General features: G+C 61.6%; 17 protein-coding genes. 5 read left to right on the top strand and 12 right to left on the bottom strand.

Annotated features, from left to right (window positions below):
- The first annotated feature begins 2 nt into the window (after nucleotides 1–2).
- The 3 genes from moaC to lexA all read left to right on the top strand — a co-directional run bounded on the left by moaC (nucleotide 3) and on the right by lexA (nucleotide 2,591).
- Nucleotides 3–479: a cyclic pyranopterin monophosphate synthase MoaC gene (gene moaC / locus RH950_RS07650; protein ID WP_350055325.1), complete on the top strand. Its 477-nt coding sequence runs from the start codon at nucleotides 3–5 to the stop codon at nucleotides 477–479.
- Nucleotides 469–1,722 carry a molybdopterin molybdotransferase MoeA gene (locus tag RH950_RS07645; protein WP_350055323.1) on the top strand — a complete coding sequence of 418 codons (1,254 nt, stop codon included), beginning with the start codon at nucleotides 469–471 and terminating at the stop codon, nucleotides 1,720–1,722. Before moaC ends, RH950_RS07645 begins: the two co-directional genes overlap by 11 nt.
- A 101-nt stretch (nucleotides 1,723–1,823) precedes the next feature.
- Entirely contained in the window at nucleotides 1,824–2,591 is a 768-nt protein-coding gene (gene lexA / locus RH950_RS07640) for a transcriptional repressor LexA (RefSeq protein WP_350055321.1), read from the top strand.
- 10 nt (nucleotides 2,592–2,601) lie between these two features.
- Here lexA and RH950_RS07635 read toward each other — a convergent pair whose 3' ends face one another.
- Entirely contained in the window at nucleotides 2,602–2,916 is a 315-nt protein-coding gene (locus RH950_RS07635; protein ID WP_350055319.1) for a hypothetical protein, read from the bottom strand.
- An 83-nt stretch (nucleotides 2,917–2,999) separates the two neighbouring features.
- Entirely contained in the window at nucleotides 3,000–5,102 is a 2,103-nt protein-coding gene (locus tag RH950_RS07630) for a ComEC/Rec2 family competence protein (RefSeq protein WP_350055317.1), read from the bottom strand.
- Nucleotides 5,103–5,210: 108 nt separating this feature from the next.
- Between RH950_RS07630 and gltX the strand changes: the two genes are divergently transcribed.
- A complete protein-coding gene (gene gltX / locus RH950_RS07625; protein WP_350055315.1) occupies nucleotides 5,211–6,605 on the top strand; it encodes a glutamate--tRNA ligase in 1,395 nt (464 codons plus the stop codon).
- Nucleotides 6,606–6,702: 97 nt separating this feature from the next.
- Nucleotides 6,703–8,004 carry a citrate synthase gene (locus tag RH950_RS07620; RefSeq protein WP_350055313.1) on the top strand — a complete coding sequence of 434 codons (1,302 nt, stop codon included), beginning with the start codon at nucleotides 6,703–6,705 and terminating at the stop codon, nucleotides 8,002–8,004.
- 67 nt (nucleotides 8,005–8,071) lie between these two features.
- Here RH950_RS07620 and lpxB read toward each other — a convergent pair whose 3' ends face one another.
- From lpxB to RH950_RS07570, 10 genes are all read right to left on the bottom strand, one after another.
- The gene (lpxB, locus tag RH950_RS07615) at nucleotides 8,072–9,262 is read right to left on the bottom strand and encodes a lipid-A-disaccharide synthase (RefSeq protein WP_350055311.1); all 1,191 of its coding nucleotides are present in this window, start codon (nucleotides 9,260–9,262) and stop codon (nucleotides 8,072–8,074) included.
- Nucleotides 9,259–10,092: an LpxI family protein gene (locus RH950_RS07610; protein WP_350055309.1), complete on the bottom strand. Its 834-nt coding sequence runs from the start codon at nucleotides 10,090–10,092 to the stop codon at nucleotides 9,259–9,261. Before RH950_RS07610 ends, lpxB begins: the two co-directional genes overlap by 4 nt.
- A gap of 8 nt (nucleotides 10,093–10,100) precedes the next feature.
- A complete protein-coding gene (lpxA, locus tag RH950_RS07605; protein ID WP_350055307.1) occupies nucleotides 10,101–10,907 on the bottom strand; it encodes an acyl-ACP--UDP-N-acetylglucosamine O-acyltransferase in 807 nt (268 codons plus the stop codon).
- A 3-nt stretch (nucleotides 10,908–10,910) separates the two neighbouring features.
- Nucleotides 10,911–11,387 carry a 3-hydroxyacyl-ACP dehydratase FabZ gene (gene fabZ / locus RH950_RS07600; RefSeq protein ID WP_350055306.1) on the bottom strand — a complete coding sequence of 159 codons (477 nt, stop codon included), beginning with the start codon at nucleotides 11,385–11,387 and terminating at the stop codon, nucleotides 10,911–10,913.
- The gene (lpxD, locus tag RH950_RS07595) at nucleotides 11,387–12,418 is read right to left on the bottom strand and encodes a UDP-3-O-(3-hydroxymyristoyl)glucosamine N-acyltransferase (RefSeq protein WP_350055305.1); all 1,032 of its coding nucleotides are present in this window, start codon (nucleotides 12,416–12,418) and stop codon (nucleotides 11,387–11,389) included. The genes fabZ and lpxD overlap by 1 nt, the downstream gene beginning before the upstream one ends.
- Nucleotides 12,419–12,437: 19 nt before the next feature.
- Nucleotides 12,438–13,034 (bottom strand): OmpH/Skp family outer membrane protein, encoded by a 597-nt coding sequence (locus tag RH950_RS07590; protein WP_350055304.1) that lies wholly within the window; start codon nucleotides 13,032–13,034, stop codon nucleotides 12,438–12,440.
- Nucleotides 12,991–15,294, bottom strand: a complete 2,304-nt coding sequence (gene bamA, locus RH950_RS07585) for an outer membrane protein assembly factor BamA (RefSeq protein WP_350055302.1) — start codon at nucleotides 15,292–15,294, stop codon at nucleotides 12,991–12,993. Before bamA ends, RH950_RS07590 begins: the two co-directional genes overlap by 44 nt.
- A 139-nt stretch (nucleotides 15,295–15,433) precedes the next feature.
- Nucleotides 15,434–16,567 carry an RIP metalloprotease RseP gene (gene rseP / locus RH950_RS07580; protein ID WP_350055300.1) on the bottom strand — a complete coding sequence of 378 codons (1,134 nt, stop codon included), beginning with the start codon at nucleotides 16,565–16,567 and terminating at the stop codon, nucleotides 15,434–15,436.
- Between the two features lie 95 nt (nucleotides 16,568–16,662).
- Complete coding sequence (locus RH950_RS07575) at nucleotides 16,663–17,853, bottom strand: 1-deoxy-D-xylulose-5-phosphate reductoisomerase (protein WP_350055298.1); 1,191 nt, start codon at nucleotides 17,851–17,853, stop codon at nucleotides 16,663–16,665.
- A 15-nt stretch (nucleotides 17,854–17,868) separates the two neighbouring features.
- A complete protein-coding gene (locus RH950_RS07570) occupies nucleotides 17,869–18,702 on the bottom strand; it encodes a phosphatidate cytidylyltransferase (RefSeq protein ID WP_350055557.1) in 834 nt (277 codons plus the stop codon).
- Nucleotides 18,703–18,714 lie beyond the last annotated feature (12 nt).

Genomic DNA, 18,714 nt, shown 5'->3' with positions numbered 1-18,714 from the left:
CGATGAGCGAACTGACCCATTTCGACGAGCGCGGCAATGCCGCCATGGTCGATGTCGGCGACAAGGAGATCACGGAGCGGACTGCCACGGCGGCGGGCACCGTGACGATGGCCCCGGCCACCATGAAACTGATCGTCGATGGCGGCGTAAAGAAAGGCGATGTGCTCTCGGTCGCCCGCCTCGCCGGCATCATGGGCGCCAAGAAGACACCGGACCTGATCCCGCTCTGCCATCCGCTCGCCCTGACCTCGGTCAAGGTCGAGCTGAGCTGCGATACCGGCCGGAATGCGGTCGACATCACCGCGACCTGCAAGCTGAAAGGCCGTACCGGCGTCGAGATGGAAGCGCTGACCGCCGTCAGTGTTGCCGCCCTCACCGTCTATGACATGTGCAAGGCCGTGGACCGGGGCATGAAACTCGAGAATATCCGTCTGGTTCACAAGGCGGGCGGCAAATCCGGAGACTGGCATGCCGAGTGATCTGTTGCCGGTCGAGGAGGCGCTGAGCCGCATCCTCGCCGCCATGCCCGTCATGCCGGCCGAGGACGTGCCGCTGACCGAGGCGCATGGACGCACCGCGGCCGCCGATATCGCGGCGCGGCGCACCCAGCCGCCGGAAGCGGTCTCGGCAATGGACGGCTATGCCGTGCGCGGTGCGGACGTCGCCACGGCAGGCGCCACACTGAAACGGATCGGCACGGCGCCCGCCGGCCACATCTTCGAGGGCACGGTCGGCCCCGGTGAAGCGGTTCGCATCTTCACCGGCGGCGCGGTTCCGGATGGTGCCGATACCATCGTCATCCAGGAAGATGTGAAGGCCAGCGCGGAAAAAGACGGAGCCACTCTCGAGATTGCGGAAGCGACCAGAACCGGCGCCTATGTGCGTCCGGCCGGGCTGGACTTCCGAGAGGGAGACGTGCGGATCAGGACCGGCCGTGTCCTGACCGCGCGCGATATCGGCATGGCCGCCGCCATGAACGTGCCCTGGATCGAGGTGCGCCGGAAACCGCGCGTCGCCATCCTGCCGACCGGCGACGAGATCATCCGTCCGGGAGACCCGACCGGACCGAACAAGATCGTCAGCTCCAACAGCTACGCCCTGGCGGCCCTGGTTCGGGCCTGCGGCGGCGAGCCGGCCATCCTCGGCATCGCGCCGGATACCGTCGAGGGCTTGCAGGCCATGGTGCGCGGCGCCAGAGGCGCGGACATCCTGATCACGACCGGCGGCGCCTCGGTCGGCGAGCACGACCTGGTCCGCCATGCGCTCGGCAGCGACAAGTTCGGCCCGGGCGGGCTTGAGCTTGATTTCTGGAAGATCGCCATGCGGCCCGGGAAGCCGCTGATCTTCGGACATATCGGGGACACTCCGCTGCTCGGCCTGCCGGGCAATCCGGTCTCCACCATTGTCTGCGGCACGGTGTTCCTGCGCCCGGCCCTCTCCGCCATGCTTGGCCGGACCGAGCCGGACAACCCCACCCTGAAAGCCCGCCTCGCCATGTCGCTGAAGGAAAACGACCGGCGCCAGGACTATCTGCGCGCGACCTATCATCTGGACGAGAATGGCGAAGCGGTGGTCGAGATCTTCGAACGCCAGGACAGCTCCATGCTGGCCCTGCTGGCCGAAGCCAATTGCCTGCTGATCCGCCCGCCGCATGGCCCCGCGCTCCCGGCCGGAACGAAAGTCGACATCCTGCCGCTGGGCATCGGCACGATTTCCATCTGATCCTTCCGTTCCATCAAAGGCTTGACGGTCGAAAGGAACCAAAGTAGAACATTTTCAATGTTTATCTTTTGTTCCTTTGGGAACCAATGCGGGAGTGTCCGATGCTCACGAAAAAGCAGCACCAACTGTTGCTCTTCATCCAGGAACGGCTGGAACAGACCGGCGTCTCTCCCTCGTTCGATGAAATGAAGGATGCGCTCGACCTGAAGTCCAAGTCGGGCATCCACCGGCTGATCACGGCACTGGAAGAACGCGGTTTTATCCGGCGCCTGCCGCACCGGGCGCGGGCCCTGGAGATATTGCGCACGCCGGATTCGAGCGCGACGGTCGCAACGCAAGCGGCCGTGGCGCATCCGGCGGCTCTGGACCGGTCGGCAAGTCGCGGTTTCACGCCGAACGTGATCCCGGGCAATTTTGCCCGCGCTCCGCATAATGACCAGGCCTCCGCCAGCTCCCCTCCGTCTGAGGTCCTGCACTCGGACGAGGAAATGATCGATATCCCGATGATGGGGCGTATCGCCGCCGGCACGCCCATCGAGGCCCTGCGCGATGACAGCATACGGGTCGGCATTCCGGGCTCCATGATCCGGGCCGGAGAGCATTACGCTTTGGAAGTGGCTGGCGATTCCATGGTTGATGCCGGAATTCTCGACGGCGATACCGTGATCATCAAGCGCGGCGACACTGCCGAGAACGGCAGTATCGTGGTTGCTCTGGTGGATGAGCATGAAGTCACGCTGAAGCGGCTCCGCCGGCGCGGCCATGCCATTGCGCTGGAGCCGGCCAACCCGAACTACGAGACGCGGATCTTCGGTCCGGACCAGGTCCAGATCCAGGGCAGTCTCGTTGGCCTGATGAGAAAATACTGAGCCGGCGCTGTTAGCTGGCCTTGGCGCCCCAGATCAGACCGAGATCGGCGATCTTGACTTCCGGCTGCGGCTTGTTTCGTGCCCGCACGGACAGGACATGGCGGCGTTCTTCCTGTGCTTTGGTGATCGCCACACTCTTGATCTCGCGCCGGTTGGTCAGCGGGATCTGATCGAACACAGACGTGGCCCATTCCCGGCGGGCGGCATTACCTTCCTCGTCTGAGGCTTTCTTGATCGCGATATAGGCAAGATTTTTTGTGCCGACAACATCGGATACCGAGTCCGCCAGAATGTTCAGAGCGCGTTTATTTGTCGTATCTGACACTGACGCCTTACCTTTCCGCAAACCGAGCTAGCAAATAAGCTCAGGTAGTTTGCCTAAATTTATCTCTTTTTTCACATAAAAATTCAATGCTTTTCGTCCCGGCTGCCTATTGCCGCCGTGGACCAGGGTCTGTTTCCCTGCACCTGCCTTGAGTATACCACTTTCGGCACAGGTCCATCCAGCCAGATCGCAATGGAACCGCCAGGCCTGATCTGATGCGGACCGAGGATCAAGTGCGGAACCGGACAGATGTCCGGCACGCGGACCCGCGTCACCAGAATATCCGCTCGCTGGCAATCCTCTGCAAGGGACTGCGCATCCGACGACCAGGCGAGAGCCCCGATCCGCGGTGCGTTCAGCGCGCATCCCAGACTGTCGCAGTCGAAGCTGAGTGCCGGACCGCCCTTTTTCGCCGGAATTTCCAGCATTCCCGCCCGGCGACGCCAGATTTCAGCGGTAAATCCGGTATAGCGAGAGGTCGACGCCATCCCCGTCTCCGAAAACACACCGACCGCCCGTGCCCGGTCCGCGATCACGATGGTCGGCGGTGTCCAGGGGGAGACGAGAAGAACCACCACGCACACCGTCAGAAGCGGCAGGCCGGCGAACCGCACGCGGCCACGCAAAAGGCAGATCCAGAGCCCGGAACAGGTGGCAAGACCCAGACACCATCCAGGCGGGGCCGCCACCACGTGCGTGGCATGCGGCCAATCCTGCACGATGCGGGCAAGGTGAAGCACGCCTTCAAGGCCCCATCCCATCGGTACCAGAGCCAGTGCCTCGAGCCGTGCCGGCATCAGGAAAAGCGCCGCGACACCGAGCGGCATGATCCAGAGGCTGGCTGCCGGAATGGCAAGCAGATTCGAGGCCGCGCCATAGAGCGCGGCTTTCTGAAAGTGGTAGAGCGCAAATGGCAGCGTGGCGCTGGAGGCGACCACCGAACTGATCGCCAGCAGCCCGACAGGCCGGACCAGTCCGGCAAACAGCCGCCCACCTGCCGGCCTGCGGTTCCAGATACCTGATTCGTACACCGCGACAAGACAGGTCACGGCGGCGAAGGACAATTGAAAACTGGCACTCAAGACATAGTCGGGTCGCGCCAGCATGATGATGGTGGCCGCCGTCGCAATCAGGCGCATGGATATTGCCCGGCGCCCGATCATCACTCCGACAAGGACCACAAGGGTCATCACATAGGCCCGCTGTGTCGGCACCGACGCACCGGATAGGAAGAGATAGGCCGTGGCGAACAGAATCGCACCCGATGCCGCGATCATTCTTGTCGGCCAGAGCAGCGCGACAGTCGGGTGGAGGCTGAGCAAAAGACGAGCTGCGAAAAGGACAAACCCGGCCACCAACCCCATGTGAAGGCCGGAAATCGCGAGCAGATGCGCTATCCCCGCATCGCGCATGGCCATCGTGGCACCCTCGGAGATCCAGTCCCGGTCCCCGACCAGCAGTGCCGCTGCCAGCGCCCCGGCATCCCCCGGAAGCCGCTCTCGTATCCGCTCCGACAAGGCGCTGCGCAGTGCCGATAATCGCCGGGAAAGGGGAACAGGGCCGGGCGTTTCAAGAGACAGCGGCGCAAGAGCAAATCCAACGGCACCGATCCCCTCGAAATAGAGCGCCCGCTGGAAATCATAAGCGTAGGGCGCAACCGGCGGAGGGGGCGGCTTGAAACGTCCGAATACCTTGATCCTGGCCCCTGGAGGCGGCGCCCGGTCCCGTTTCAACAGGAGTATCCTGACCCGGCCCGGCCGGGCCGCTGCAGCCAGCCGGCCAAACTGCTCCACGCGGACGATCAACCGTTCTCCGCGCGCGGTGTTCCTGACGTCTTCCACCATTCCGGTGAGAGCTACCGCCATTTCCCGTTTCAGCACCGGCGCGGCGACCTGCAGGGTTCTGTACTGGGCAGCGGAGAATCCGCACGCGGCCGCCACTGCCGGTATCACGACGAAGACGGCCATGGCGGAACGGCGGACGGTCAACAGAAGCGGGACAAGGAATCCAAGCAGGCCCGGCCCGACCCACAAAGGCGGCTCCGCAGAGAGGTTGAAATAGCCGAAAATGCCGGCACCGAAAGCCACCGGCAGCCATAGCCCGGCACGTGACCGGTTCGCCGACGCCACGTTCGCCAGCCGGCCCCGCACGCGCCTTGCCGGACGATCCAGGACGGTCGCCAGCATTGTCCAATCTCGCGCTGACCCGGCCAATGTGTTAAACAGCCCGGCGCTTGCAGGCAGGGATGCCCGCTTCCGCACGATATATCCAACAAATCACGAGAAAACAGCTCCATGTCCGTTGTCACGCGCTTTGCCCCGTCTCCAACTGGATTCCTGCATATCGGTGGTGCCAGGACCGCGCTCTATAACTGGCTCTATGCGCGGCACACGGGCGGAAAATATCTCGTCCGGATCGAGGACACCGACAAGGCACGCTCCACGCCCGAAGCGGTTCAGGCCATTTTCGACGGCCTGGACTGGTTGGGCCTGCTTGGTGACGAGGAACCGGTCTATCAGTCGGCCAGACTGGAGCGGCATGCCGAGGTCGCCCTGGAGCTGGTGAAGAAGGGCCGGGCCTATTACTGCTATTGCACGCAGGAAGAGCTGCAGGCCATGCGCGACGAGGCCCGCGCCGCCAGCCAGCCCATGCGCTACAACGGCATGTGGCGGGACCGGGATCCCTCAGAAGCGCCGCAGGGGATCGATCCCGTCGTTCGCCTGAAGGCGCCGCTCGACGGCGAGACCACTCTGGTCGACCACGTTCAGGGCGAAGTCACGGTGCAAAACCAGCAGCTCGACGATTTCGTGCTGCTGCGCGGCGACGGCACGCCGACCTACATGCTGTCGGTGGTTGTCGACGATCACGATATGGGCATCACCCATGTGCTGCGCGGTGACGATCATCTGAACAACGCCTTCCGCCAGGCCGCGCTGTACCGGGCAATGGAATGGGATGTTCCGGAATTCGGCCATATCCCCCTGATCCACGGCGCCGACGGCGGCAAGTTGTCAAAGCGGCATGGCGCGCTTGGTGTCGATGCCTATCGGGAGATGGGCTTTCTGCCGGAAGCGCTGAACAACTACCTGCTCCGCCTCGGCTGGGGCCATGGTGACGACGAAATCATTTCGACCGAACAGGCCATCGATTGGTTCACACTGGATGCCGTCGGCCGGTCTCCGTCCCGTTTCGATCTTGCGAAACTGGAAAATCTGAATGGCCATTATATCCGCGAAGCCGATGACTCACGGCTGACCGACCTCGTCGTCGCCGCTCTCGGAAATGTCAGCGAAGTCGGCCGCGCTCGGATTCTCAAAGGCATGGACGGCCTCAAGCAGCGGGCCAAGACCATGGTCGAGCTGGCAGAGAATGCGGCCTTCTATACAGCTTCCGTACCCTTGAATTTCACCGAAAAGGCTCAAAGTCTTCTTACTGAAGAGGCTCTTGGCCACCTCACCGCCCTTATCGCACAGCTTGAAGCGATACCGGATTGGAACGAGGAATCCGTCGAGCAGGCCGTCCGCGCCGTCGCCGAATCCGCCGATCTGAAACTCGGGAAACTGGCCCAGCCGCTGCGTGCCGCACTCACGGGATCAACCATTTCGCCGGGTATTTTCGAGGTCGCCGCCGTTCTGGAACGCGCGGAAACCCTGGCCCGTCTCAAGGCGGTTTGCGGCACTGCACAATAAAGACTAATATCCGCCGCGATTACACGGCACGTTGCCCCCAGTTTTGCCCCAGGGGAATGCGGGGCAGCAGCCCAACAAGCACTAAGGGAAGCTCAGGATGACTAAATCAAACACCGGCAGCTTTACACTCACCGACAACCAGACCGGCAAGAGCTACGACCTTCCAGTCCTGCAGGCCTCGGTCGGCCCGAACGTCGTCGACGTTCGGAAATTCTACGCCCAGACCGATCATTTCACCTACGACCCCGGCTTTACCTCGACCGGCTCTTGTGAGTCCGGCCTGACCTATATCGACGGTGACAAGGGCATTCTGCTGCATCGCGGCTATCGGATCGAAGATCTGGCTGCCAACTGCTCCTTTCTCGAGGTTGCCCATCTGCTGCTGAACGGCGATCTGCCGAACAAGGAGCAAAAGGCCAAGTTCGATCATGACGTGACCTATCACACGATGGTGCATGAGCAGCTCAGCAACTTCTATCGCGGCTTCCGCCGGGATGCGCACCCGATGGCCATCCTTTGCGGTGTCGTCGGCGCCCTGTCCGCTTTCTATCACGATTCGACGGACATCAATGACGAGCACGCCCGTATGGTTGCGTCCTTCCGTCTGATCGCGAAGATGCCGACCCTGGCTGCCATGGCGTACAAATACTCCATCGGCCAGCCGTTCAATTATCCGAAAAACAACCTCGGCTACGCCGAAAACTTCCTGCACATGATGTTCTCGGTCCCGGCCGAGGAATACGAGATGAATCCGGTGCTGGCCAAGGCAATGGACCGCCTGTTCATTCTGCATGCCGATCACGAGCAGAACGCGTCCACATCGACCGTCCGCCTTGCCGGTTCTTCCGGCGCCAATCCGTTCGCCTGCATCGCGGCCGGTATCGCCTCGCTCTGGGGCCCGGCACATGGTGGCGCGAACGAAGCCGTGCTGACCATGCTCAATGAGATCGGCCACAAGGACAACATCAACGAGTACATCAAGAAGGCGAAGGACAAGGACGATCCGTTCCGTCTGATGGGCTTCGGTCATCGGGTCTACAAGAACTACGACCCGCGCGCGAAGGTCATGCAGGAGAGCTGCCACGAGGTGCTCGAGATCCTCGGCGTTGACGATCCGCTTCTGGAACTGGCGATGGAGCTCGAGAAGATCGCGCTTGAGGACGAGTATTTCGTCAGCCGCAAGCTGTTCCCGAATGTCGACTTCTATTCTGGCATCGTGCTGAAAGCGATGGGCTTCCCGACTTCCATGTTCACCGTGCTGTTCGCCGTTGCCCGGACCACGGGCTGGGTCGCGCAGTGGAAGGAAAGCATCGAGGATCCGCAGGCAAAGATCGGCCGTCCGCGCCAGCTCTACACCGGCCCGACCGAGCGTCCGTTCGTCGACCTGAACAAGCGTTAGAAAACCCGGTTACGGAAATTGAAACGGCGGCGCGAAAGCGCCGCCGTTTTCATGTCCGCTTCTGAAATCAGGAAACCGCGATACCTGCCGCTTCCGCAACGGCCAGGGCCGCGCGATCGGACGGTGCGATGTCTCCGGTTCCGAGAACCTCGCGCAGCGCCTGCCCCGCCGCGATGCTGCCCGAACGGGCCTTGGTATCGTCAAACAGTCGTCCGACCGCGACGGTCAGGGCTTCGGGCGTACAGTTTTCTTGCAGGAAAAGCGGCTGCACGACCTTGCCGAGGATCCAGTTCGCGAGCACGACCGCATCCTGGTTCACGAGCCTGCGGCCGATCGGGGCGGACAGCGGATTGACCTTGTAGGCGACGACAGTCGGCACGCCCGTAAGCGCCAGTTCCAGCGTCACCGTACCGGAAGCGGCAAGCGCCGCATTCATGGCTGCGAATGCATCATATTTGTCTGCCGCATTTTCAAGAATGACCGGCTGCACGGGCCAGGACTTGACCCCGTCGCGAACCATATCGGCGACGCCTGGAACAGTGGGGATCAGAACGCGCAAATTCGGATAGCGCGGCGCGAGCCGCCGCACCGTCTCGCTGAAATCGGGCAGCAATCGGCGCACTTCACCAGGGCGACTCCCAGGCAAAACACCCAGAACCGGTGCTTTCGGAGGAATTCGGCTTCGTGCGCGCAGCCGCGCACCGTCTCCCGTCGGTTGCTCCGAGGCCGGATGTCCGACGAAGGTCGTCTTCAGTCCGTGCTCCTCGAAATAGGACGGTTCGAACGGAAACAGGACGAGCAGTTCGTCGAGGAACTTGGAAATGGCTTTGGCCCGGCCCGGCCGCCAGGCCCAGACGGTCGGCGCCACCATATGAACCAAAGGAAATGGAATGTTCTGGCCGGCCGCGCGGCGCTTGAAGAGACGTTTCTGAACACGCAGGGTGAAAGCCTTGGAATCGACTGTCACCAAGGCATCCGGCTGTAACTTCAGGATATTGTCGACGGTCTGGCCGATGCGCCGCAGCAGCTTCGGGACGTGCGGGAGAACCTCGAAGATCCCCATTACCGCCATTTCCGATATCGGAAACAGGCTGGTCAGGCCTTCGGCGGCCATCCGGTCGCCGCCGACGCCGGCAAAGCGTATCTGCCCGCCTGTCATTTTTTTCAGCGACTGCATCAACCCCGCCGCCAGGATATCTCCCGATGCTTCACCGGCGATGATATAGATCAGCGGCGTCCGTGCCGCGGGCTTGGTCACGACGGCATTCCCTGGAGGCCCTCGATACCGACGAGGAAAAGCCCGGCCGCATTGGCGGCTTTGACGGCGACATCGCGATCGACAAGAAGCGTCGCACCAGCCTCTACGGCAATGCCCCTGAAGCCGGCGGCAGCGGCCTGCTGAACGGTATCCGGCCCGATTGTCGGCAGATCCGCGCGGCGCTCCTGGCCGCGTTTGCGCATCTTGACCAGCACCGGTCCCTCTGCACTCTCACGCTTCAGTCCCGCGGTACGGGCAATCATTGCATCGGTTCCCTCGACGGCTTCCACGGCCAGGACCAGGCCTTCCTGCACAACGACAGCCTGCCCGACATCGGCCGGGCTCAGCGCTTCCAGAACGGCCTTTCCGCGCGCGATATCGAACTCCGCCGCCTCGTCGGGCGCACGTTCGGTGATCGCCCCCGAGGGCATCAGATATCCGCCCAGCACATCGTCGATCCCGACCACGCTAAATCCATCGCCTTCAAGTTCCTCGATGATGACGGAAAGCAGGCCGTCATCCCCAAATGCCTTGCGGCCGGCTTTGGCCAGCATCTTGGCTGACCGCAGATCGAGAGACATGTCCGAGAAGGCCGGTCTGCGCATCGGCCCTGCCATGACCACTTCATCGACCGAGGCGTCTTTCAGATGTTTCAGTGTGGCGCTGGTGGCGCCAAGCCGCACCCACGCATGATCAAGCCCCTCAACGGTAGCCAGATCGGTCTGGCCCTCGAAGGCGATGACAAAGACGCCGTCTCCATCGCTCAACCGGCGCTCGGCAATACGGCGGGGCAGCACCCCGCCGCCGGCGAGAATTCCGAGCTTCGGCATGTCGGGCCTCAGGTCCTGCCAGGCTGGCAGATGGCACCACGGCTGCTGGTGGCGCGAATGAAACCGATAATATCCGCCACGGCCTCGTGGTCGCTGAACTCATACGCGACCGATTCCACACGTTCCTGGAACGTACCTTCATCGGCGAAGAGCAACCGGTAGGCCTTGCGCAGTTCGGCGATCTGCTCTTGGCTGTATCCCCGGCGTTTCAACCCGATCAGGTTCAATCCGGACAAACGCGCCCGGTCGCCCATGACCAGACCGAACGGAATCACGTCATTCTCGACCCCTGTAAGCCCGCCGACCATGGCGTGCTTGCCGATACGCACGAATTGCCGTGCGGCGCTCAGTCCGCCAAGAATGGCAAACTCGCCGACGGTCACATGCCCCGCCAGGGTCGCATTGTTTGCCAGGATGACATTGTTGCCGACGACGCAATCATGCGCCACGTGAGATGCGGCCATGAACAGGCAGTCGTCTCCCACCTTGGTCAGCATGCCGCCGCCCTCGGTGCCGATATTCATGGTGACATGCTCGCGGATCACGTTCCGTGCACCGATCACCAACTCGGACGGCTCCCCGCCATATTTCAGGTCCTGGGGAATTTGCCCGATGGAAGAGAACGGAAAGATCTCGGTCTCCGCGCCGATGCGGGTCCGGCCGTCCAGAACCACATGGGCATGCAGACGACACCCGTCCCCGAGAACGACATGCGGGCCGATGACGCAATACGGACCGATCTCGACTCCGGCGCCAAGCTCTGCTGCTTTATCGACAATCGCGGTCGGGTGAATGCTGCGCTCTTGCGATGTCATCCTCTAGCTGTCCACGATCATCGCGGAGAAGGTCGCCTCGGCGACCAGCACGTCATCGACTTTCGCCGCGCCAGTAAATTTCCAGACCGGCCCGCGATTCCTGGTTTTCTCCACATGAATCTTGATCTGGTCTCCCGGGACCACCGGTTTGCGAAAACGGGCATCATCGATGGTCATGAAATAAACCAGCTTGCCTTCCGCTTCCTTGCCCAGGGTGGCCACCACCAGACAACCGGCTGTTTGCGCCATCGATTCGATGATCAGAACCCCCGGGAACACCGGACGCGTCGGGAAGTGGCCCTGAAAGAAATTCTCGTTGATCGAGACATTCTTGACCCCGACGGCTTTGACGCCGAGTTCGATCTCTTCGATCCGGTCCACCATAAGAAACGGATACCGGTGCGGAATGAGTTCCATCACCCGGTTGACGTCGATATCTGTTTCGACGGCCGTTTGGATTTCGGTATCTGCGGCGCCCATTATTTCTCCAGATCTTTGTTGCGTCGCCCCAAGGACTTGATAGCTGCCACCTGGCGACGGAAATCCCGCATCGGCACGGCCGGCGCGCCACCGATCTTCTCGCCCGGCGCGGTCGTGCTCGTGACGCCTGACTGTGCCGCGACCTGCACGCCATCGCCGAGTTCAATATGGCCTGCGACGCCGACCTGCCCGGCGATCACCACGTAATTGCCGATCTTCGCGCTTCCGGCAATACCGGCCTGGCCACAGATTATGCATCCTTTGCCAACCTGAACGTTGTGGCCGATCTGAACCAGATTATCAATCATGGTCCCGCGACCGATCACCGTATCCGGTCCGCTGCCGCGGTCGACACAGCTGTTTGCACCAATCTCGACATCGTCCTCGATAATGGCCCGGCCGAGCTGCGGCATCTTGATCACCCCGGCTTCATCCGCCTCGAACCCGAAACCGCAGGTACCGATTCTGGCGCCGGGATAGATCACCACGCGTTCACCGATCAGGCAGTGCGAGAGCGAGGCATTTTCACCGACGACGCTGCCCGCGCCCACCTCGACATTCTCGCCGACAAAAGAGTTCGCCCCGACCGTGACACCGTCCCCGAGCTTCGCACCCGCAGAGATCACCGCCCCCGGACCGATCGAAACGCCCTCTCCCAGATGGGCCACGGCATCGACCGCCGCACTCGCGGCAACCCCTGTGGGTGCGCGCTCTTCGGGATAGAACAGATTGGCAATCTTGGCGAACGCGCGCCGCGGCCGGTCACTGACGATCAGGGCGAGTGAATCCGGCGCCCGGTCGGCAATGTTGCGCGGCAGAATGCAGACGGAAGCGGCCGAAGACGCCAATGCGCCGACATAGCGGCGGTTCTCAACGAAGCAGATGTCACCGGCAGTCGCCTCTTCAACTGCGGCGATATCCTCGATGATCCGTTCGGGATCACGGCAATGAAGCAGTTCCCCGCCGACCCGCGCTGCAAGGTCGGCAATCGAGTATGTTCCTGACTTCCTGAAAAATCTTTTGTCCGGCATCGTGCGGGATCAACCGATTCTAGTTCTGCGTTGCGGTGAAGGTGACCTCGACCTTCGGCAGCCTCTGGTTAAGCCGCTTCATGATCTCGTCTGTGACATCGATCTTGCGGTCACCGAGGAATATCTGGTTCTTGAAAAGCACCAGCCCGACGCCGACCTCTCCGGCAACCTCGGCAACGATTTCGATCATGGTCTTGCGGACCTCGCCATTGGCGCGGCCGTAAGCCTGGTCCAACTGACGCTTCATCGACTGACCATCCCGTTGCAGGGCCGAGATATTCTGCTGATGCTCCCGAACGCGGGCCTGGAAGACCTCATTGGCGAGGATCGCCTGTTGTTGCGCCAGAGCCTTCTCGGCATCGCGCATTTCAGCCTCACGCTGCTGAAACTCCTTCTCATAGACCTTCCGCCGCGACTCGACCTGCTCACGAATGTCTTTCGCCGCATCCGACTGGCGCATGATCAGCTGCACGTCGACAACCGCGACGCTGACCGGATCGATCTTGTCGAGCGCATGCGCCGGGACGACCGTAACAGTCAGGAAAACGGAAAAAACAAAACCCGCGAATGCCTTAGAAGCGCGTTCCGAAACTGAACCTAAAGATTTCAGTATCATCAGCATCGTCCTTCAATATTGCTTGTGCCACGTCAATGCGGATCAATCCGAACGCTGTGGACCAGGCCAATCCGGTCCCCACAGACGCACGCAGACTCGTACTGTCGACAATTTCTGAGCCGCTCTCATCGATTCCGAAGAGCGAGCCGACATCGGTGAAGACAAACCCCTTTATGCCGAGGTCACCGGGCAGGCCGAGAGGGAATCCGACTTCCGCCGTGCCGACATAGTACTTATTGCCTCCCAGCGCATCGTCACTGGTGGAATCGCGTGGACCGATACCATTCCTGGCAAAACCACGGAAGTTATTGCCGCCGACAAAAAACCGTTCCGCGATCCCGACGTCGTCATCCAGTCCGACAATGTGTCCGCCTTCACCGATCAGCCCAAGGACATAATCGTCGACCAAGGGATGGTAGTAGGATCCGCGGACTGTGGTCCGGAAATGTTTCACTGTGCCACCAAGACCGGCCAGGTCGTTGGATACACTGACGAAATACCCTTCGGTCGGATCGGATCGGCTGTCCCGTGTATCAAGGGAAAGCGTGTGGCCGATTTGGGAGACCGATTGGGATCCTTCCTGGTCCTTAACAAACCGGGAGGCGTCATCCTCGACATCACGGATTTCGGTGGTCTTGAACAGATAGTTCACGGAGTGACGCAGGTCTTCGGCCAGATCATACCCAGCCCGCAGGCGGACACCGCTGCTTTCCTCCTTGAAGGAACTGTCGTCCGTCTCATCCCGGATAATTCTGAACAGGTCGATGCCGGCGGAAACGTCCTGATCCATGAAATAGGGTTCTGTGAACCCGAGATCGAATTGCTGACGGTTAACCGAGCCCGAGAACTTCAGACGAAGGTCCTGCCCGCGGCCGAGCAGGTTGCGCTCGCGGACGCCGATATCGCCGATCACGCTGTCCACCGTGGAGAAGCCAACACCAAAGGAGATTTCACCGGTCGACTGTTCTTCAACCGTCGCCGTGATGACGGTACGGTCCGGTTGCGAGCCTTCCTGATTCTTGACATCGACAGACTTGAAGAACCCCAGATTGCGCACCCGACGGCTGGAGCGGCGCATTTTCGTCGTGTTGAAGGCATCGCCTTCGACGAGCTGAAATTCCCGCCGGATCACCCGGTCGAGGGTCCGGACATTGCCTTCGATATCGATCCGCTCAACGAACACCTTCGGGCCCTCGCCGACAAAGAAGGTAATGCCGACTGTCTTGCCTTCACGATCCTGGTGTGGTTGCGGGCGAATATCGACAAAGGCGAAACCAAGTGTGCCGAGATAATCGACGATCTTGTCGACAGCCTCATCAATGAGGTCGGCGTTGTAGGTCTCGCCGGACGTGAACTCGACAAGCGGGCGCAGCGTTTCCTGCTCGATATTCTTCAGGCGAATGTCAAAATCGATTTCCCCAAAGGCGTATTGATCGCCCTCCTCCAGCGTGAAGGTGACGACAAAATCCTTCTGGTCGGGCGTCAGCTCGGCAATGGCATTGACGACTTTGAAATCGGCATAGCCTTCGCTCAGGTAATGTCGGCGGAGCAATTCCCGATCATAGCTCAGACGATCGGGGTCATAGGTGTCCGTGGTCGTCAGGATCCGCCAGAAGGCATATTCCTTGGTCTGGATGATGTCCCTAAGCTTGGAATCGCTGAAAACCTTGTTGCCGATGAAGGAGATCGAGCGGATCCGGGTCAGCGGCCCCTCGTCGATCTCGAAGACAAGATCAACACGGTTCTGCTCAAGCTGGATCACTTTCGGTTCGACCGTGGCAGCAAACCGGCCGCTCAGCCGGTAGACATCAAGAATGCGCTGCACGTCCTGCTGCACACGGGTCCGGGTGAAGACCCGGCGCGGCTGCAACTCGACCTCGCGCTCCAGTTCCTCGTCCTTGATCCGCTTGTTGCCTTCAAACGCAATCCGGTTGATCACCGGATTTTCAACAACCGTAACCGTGATCCGCCCGCCCGCCGGGCGCAGGCTGACATCAGCGAAAAGCCCGGTTCCGAAGAGCGCCTTCAGGGACCGGTCGAGCCCGGCAGCATCGACGGAATCGCCGACCTTCACGCTCATGTAGGAGCGGACTGTTTCCGGGTCCACGCGCTGGGTTCCGACCACCTCGATCTCGTCGACCTGCATGGTCTGCGCCGCCGCGGGCGCAATGCCGCCGGGCAGGTGTGGAACCCCGAAATAACCGACAGCCAGGGCGGCCGCGGCAACAAACAAACGGGCAAGCGTCAGTCGTGCCGACACATCAAACTCCGCAATCACTTATCGAACCCTGTGAAGGTCAGTCAGGCTGCGGACTATAGACCGGTTGAAACACGCTTTAAACCAGTGATTCCGTTGATAATTCGAAAACCTTTCCAGCATCACGCGCAGCGCGCCCGGGTCAGCCGAAAATCTCGCCGATTTTCTGCATGAATGAAATGCTGACAATGTCGTTCCAGGTGACGAATACCATGAGCGCAATCACCAGTGACAGGCCCGCAACGGAGGCATATTCCCTGAACCGCTCGTTCAGCGGCCGGCCGCGAATTGCTTCCGCCGCATAGAAGACGAGATGTCCGCCATCCAGTACCGGAATCGGAAACAGATTGATCAGGCCGAGATTGACGGAGAGGATGGCCATGAACCAGAAGGTCGTATCCCAGCCCTGCTTCGCCACTTCGCCGGACATCTGCGCAATCTTGATCGGTCCACCGAGTTCCTCTGTACCCCGGGACCCGGTAATCATCTGACCGACCGCACTGAGTGTCTGCGCCGTCATGTTGTAGGTCTCGACGGTGGCGCTCCAGAGTGCGTCCAGCGGGCCGTGCTTGATCATGGCAACATTGTTGCTCCGCACCCCGAGCTGGCCGAACCGGAGCGTATTGCCGAACCGGTCCTCGGCAACGATCTCCTTCGGTGTGATGGTGAGTGCAATCTCCGCATCGCCACGGCGCACGATCATCGGCAAGGCGGTACCGGGATTGTCACGCACGACGAGCTGCAGGTCTCCAAAGCGGGTGACCTCGGTGCCGGCGATTTCCAGCACACGATCTCCGGCCTCAAGTCCAGCCGCGGCCGCCGCGCTGTCCGGCATGACCTCGTCGATCGTCGCCGGCGCATAGCGCTGCCCCACCACCATGAACAGGCCGGCAAGCACGACGATCGCGAAAATGAAGTTCGCCGCCGGTCCGGCAGCAACAATGGCCGTTCGCTGCCCAACGCTCTTGTAATGGAAGGAGACCGCCTTCTGGTCGGCCGTCATCTCTTCCAGCCCCTCGGATGTGGCGCTTGCGGGATCGGCGTCGCCATACATCTTCACGTATCCGCCCAGCGGTATGGCGGAGACCTTCCAGCGGGTGTCGTTCTTGTCGTTCCAGCCGAACAGCTCCGGCCCGAAACCGATCGAGAAAACCTCGACCCGCACGCCGGCCCGGCGGGCGACCCAGTAATGTCCCAGCTCGTGGACGAAGACCAAAACCGTGAGGATCAGCAAGAATGGGATCACGCTTCCCGCGAAACCGGTCAGAAATTCCATAGCGAAGACGATCCTCAGAAAGAATTGTTGCGATTGGTTCTATTTAGAGATGCACCACGTCAATCTCAATGGCGCTCTCTGCTTCAGTTGGACACTTAGGCCACCGCGCGACCGCGCGACAGCAGCGCACGCGCATCCGCACGTGCTTCCAGATCAAGCGATATCACATCGTCGATTGTCTGCGGCGCCCGCGCACTCACGGTCTGCAGCGCATCGCTGACAAGCTCGGCTATTCCGGTAAAAGGCAATTTCTTCCGCAGAAACGCTTCCACGGCAATCTCGTTGGTGGCGTTCAGCACGGCCGGATGCGCGCCGCCCGAACGCAGCGCACCGCGCGCGAGGGCCAGAGCCGGGAAACAATCCATATCCGGCGCCGAGAAGGTCAGGTTGGCAATCTCCGCGAGATCAAGTCTCTGGACGGAGGTTTCCATCCGTTCCGGCCAGGCCAGGGCGTAGGAAATCGGCGTTCTCATATCCGGCATGCCGAGCTGGGCCAGCACCGAGCCGTCCGTATAGGCCACAAGGCTGTGGATGATCGACTGCGGGTGCACCAGCACATCGATACGGTCGACATCCAGATCGAACAGATGGGCGGCCTCGATGACCTCCAGGCCCTTGTTCATCATGGTCGCGGAATCGACAGAAATCTTGGCACCCATATTCCACTGCGGATGCGCCACAGCCTCCTCGGGCGTCTTCTGTTCCATCTCCGCCAGAGTTGCACCGAGAAACGGCCCGCCGGAAGCCGTCAACACGATCTTGTCGATCGACTTGCGGCGATGCTGCTCGAACACCTGGAAGATCGCGTTATGTTCGGAATCGACCGGCAGCAACGTGGCGCCGGAAGCTTGCACCTCCCGCATCATGATGTCGCCGGCGGAGACCAGGCATTCCTTGTTCGCCAGGGCCACCGTCGCCCCGCGCCGGACCGCCGTCAGGGTCGGCAGCAGCCCCGCGCACCCGACAATCGCCGCCATCACCCAATCGGACGGGCGGGCGGCCGCCTCGCAGACCGCTGCGTCACCCGCGGCAACCTCGATACCGGTCCCGGAAAGTGCGTTCTTGAGTTCCGCGTACCTGTCCTGATCGGCAATCGCGACAAAGCCCGGCTTCAGAACATGCGCGAGTTCCACCAGGCGGGCGAGGTTGCGGCCACCGGTCAGGGCAGAAACGGAATACAGCTCCGGATTCGCCAGCAGAAGATCCGCCGTGCTGCCGCCGACAGACCCGGTGGCGCCCAGGATGGAAACCGATTTGCGTCGCTGCTCCTGCATCTTTTCAGCCATATCCGGAATGCCGCCTCAGAACCACGACCAGAGCAGGATGCTCTTGCCGGAAAAGAGCATCAGCGCCGCTGCGAGCGGCAAGACGGTGATCTGCCCATCGACCCGGTCGAGTATGCCACCATGGCCGGGAATCAGGTGCCCGGAATCCTTTACATCAAGATAGCGCTTCAAGGCGGATTCCGCGAAATCGCCAGCCTGCGCCACCACGGCAATTGCCGCCCCCGCAAGGGCGACAATGACCGGCGCCTGTTCCAGATAGACGGCAATCCCGGCGCCAAACCCCGCACTTCCGGCCATCCCCCCGACCAGTCCCGCCCAGGTCTTGTTCGGGCTGATCCGGCGCCAGATTTTCGGGCCGCCGATTGTCCGCCCGGCCGCATAGGCGGCAACATCCGTAATCACGACGGAGAATGCCAGCCACAGGGCTGTTTCCAGACCCGCTTCGGGCATCTGCCGGACCCAGTAGATGGCGATCGCCGGACAGAAAGCGACCAGCAATCCCGGAAGCAGTCTCAGCCGCCAGGCGCCTGACACGGTCCGGACGACAAGAACATAGAGCAGCGGCAACCCGCCGAGTGCCAGCAGCGCCACCGGCTGCCAAAAGGCGAAGGCCGCCGCGCCGACGAGCAGGGCCGCGATCAGAGCGGTCAGCCGACTCACGGTCAATCCGCCGTCCGGTGCGACCAGGCTGCACCATTCCCAGGCCATTGCCGCGGCGAGCGCCGCGACCAACGCCAGAAAGTAAAAATCGCCAAGCCAGAACATCAGGATCACGGGCGGCAGGATCACCAGAGAAGAGACAATCCTCAGAAGGAGTTCACGCGAACGCCCTGACGGAGGGGGCGTCATTCCCCCCGGGGA

The organism is Nisaea sp. (assembly GCF_040217065.1).
In the GTDB taxonomy this organism is placed as follows: domain Bacteria; phylum Pseudomonadota; class Alphaproteobacteria; order Thalassobaculales; family Thalassobaculaceae; genus Nisaea.
The sequence above is the reverse complement of the archived record's forward strand: the minus strand, read 5'-3'. Positions and strand labels throughout refer to the sequence as shown.

Coding starts and splice junctions, on each gene's coding strand:
- lpxD (WP_350055305.1), bottom strand. CDS start 12,418: ATGCCGGACAAAAGATTTTTCAGGAAGTCAGGAACATACTCGATTGCC.
- RH950_RS07570 (WP_350055557.1), bottom strand. CDS start 18,702: ATGACGCCCCCTCCGTCAGGGCGTTCGCGTGAACTCCTTCTGAGGATT.
- RH950_RS07610 (WP_350055309.1), bottom strand. CDS start 10,092: ATGCCGAAGCTCGGAATTCTCGCCGGCGGCGGGGTGCTGCCCCGCCGT.
- RH950_RS07620 (WP_350055313.1), top strand. CDS start 6,703: ATGACTAAATCAAACACCGGCAGCTTTACACTCACCGACAACCAGACC.
- RH950_RS07575 (WP_350055298.1), bottom strand. CDS start 17,853: ATGGCTGAAAAGATGCAGGAGCAGCGACGCAAATCGGTTTCCATCCTG.
- RH950_RS07590 (WP_350055304.1), bottom strand. CDS start 13,034: ATGATACTGAAATCTTTAGGTTCAGTTTCGGAACGCGCTTCTAAGGCA.
- lpxA (WP_350055307.1), bottom strand. CDS start 10,907: ATGACATCGCAAGAGCGCAGCATTCACCCGACCGCGATTGTCGATAAA.
- RH950_RS07645 (WP_350055323.1), top strand. CDS start 469: ATGCCGAGTGATCTGTTGCCGGTCGAGGAGGCGCTGAGCCGCATCCTC.
- gltX (WP_350055315.1), top strand. CDS start 5,211: ATGTCCGTTGTCACGCGCTTTGCCCCGTCTCCAACTGGATTCCTGCAT.
- moaC (WP_350055325.1), top strand. CDS start 3: ATGAGCGAACTGACCCATTTCGACGAGCGCGGCAATGCCGCCATGGTC.
- rseP (WP_350055300.1), bottom strand. CDS start 16,567: ATGGAATTTCTGACCGGTTTCGCGGGAAGCGTGATCCCATTCTTGCTG.
- RH950_RS07630 (WP_350055317.1), bottom strand. CDS start 5,102: ATGCTGGCGACCGTCCTGGATCGTCCGGCAAGGCGCGTGCGGGGCCGG.
- fabZ (WP_350055306.1), bottom strand. CDS start 11,387: ATGGGCGCCGCAGATACCGAAATCCAAACGGCCGTCGAAACAGATATC.
- lexA (WP_350055321.1), top strand. CDS start 1,824: ATGCTCACGAAAAAGCAGCACCAACTGTTGCTCTTCATCCAGGAACGG.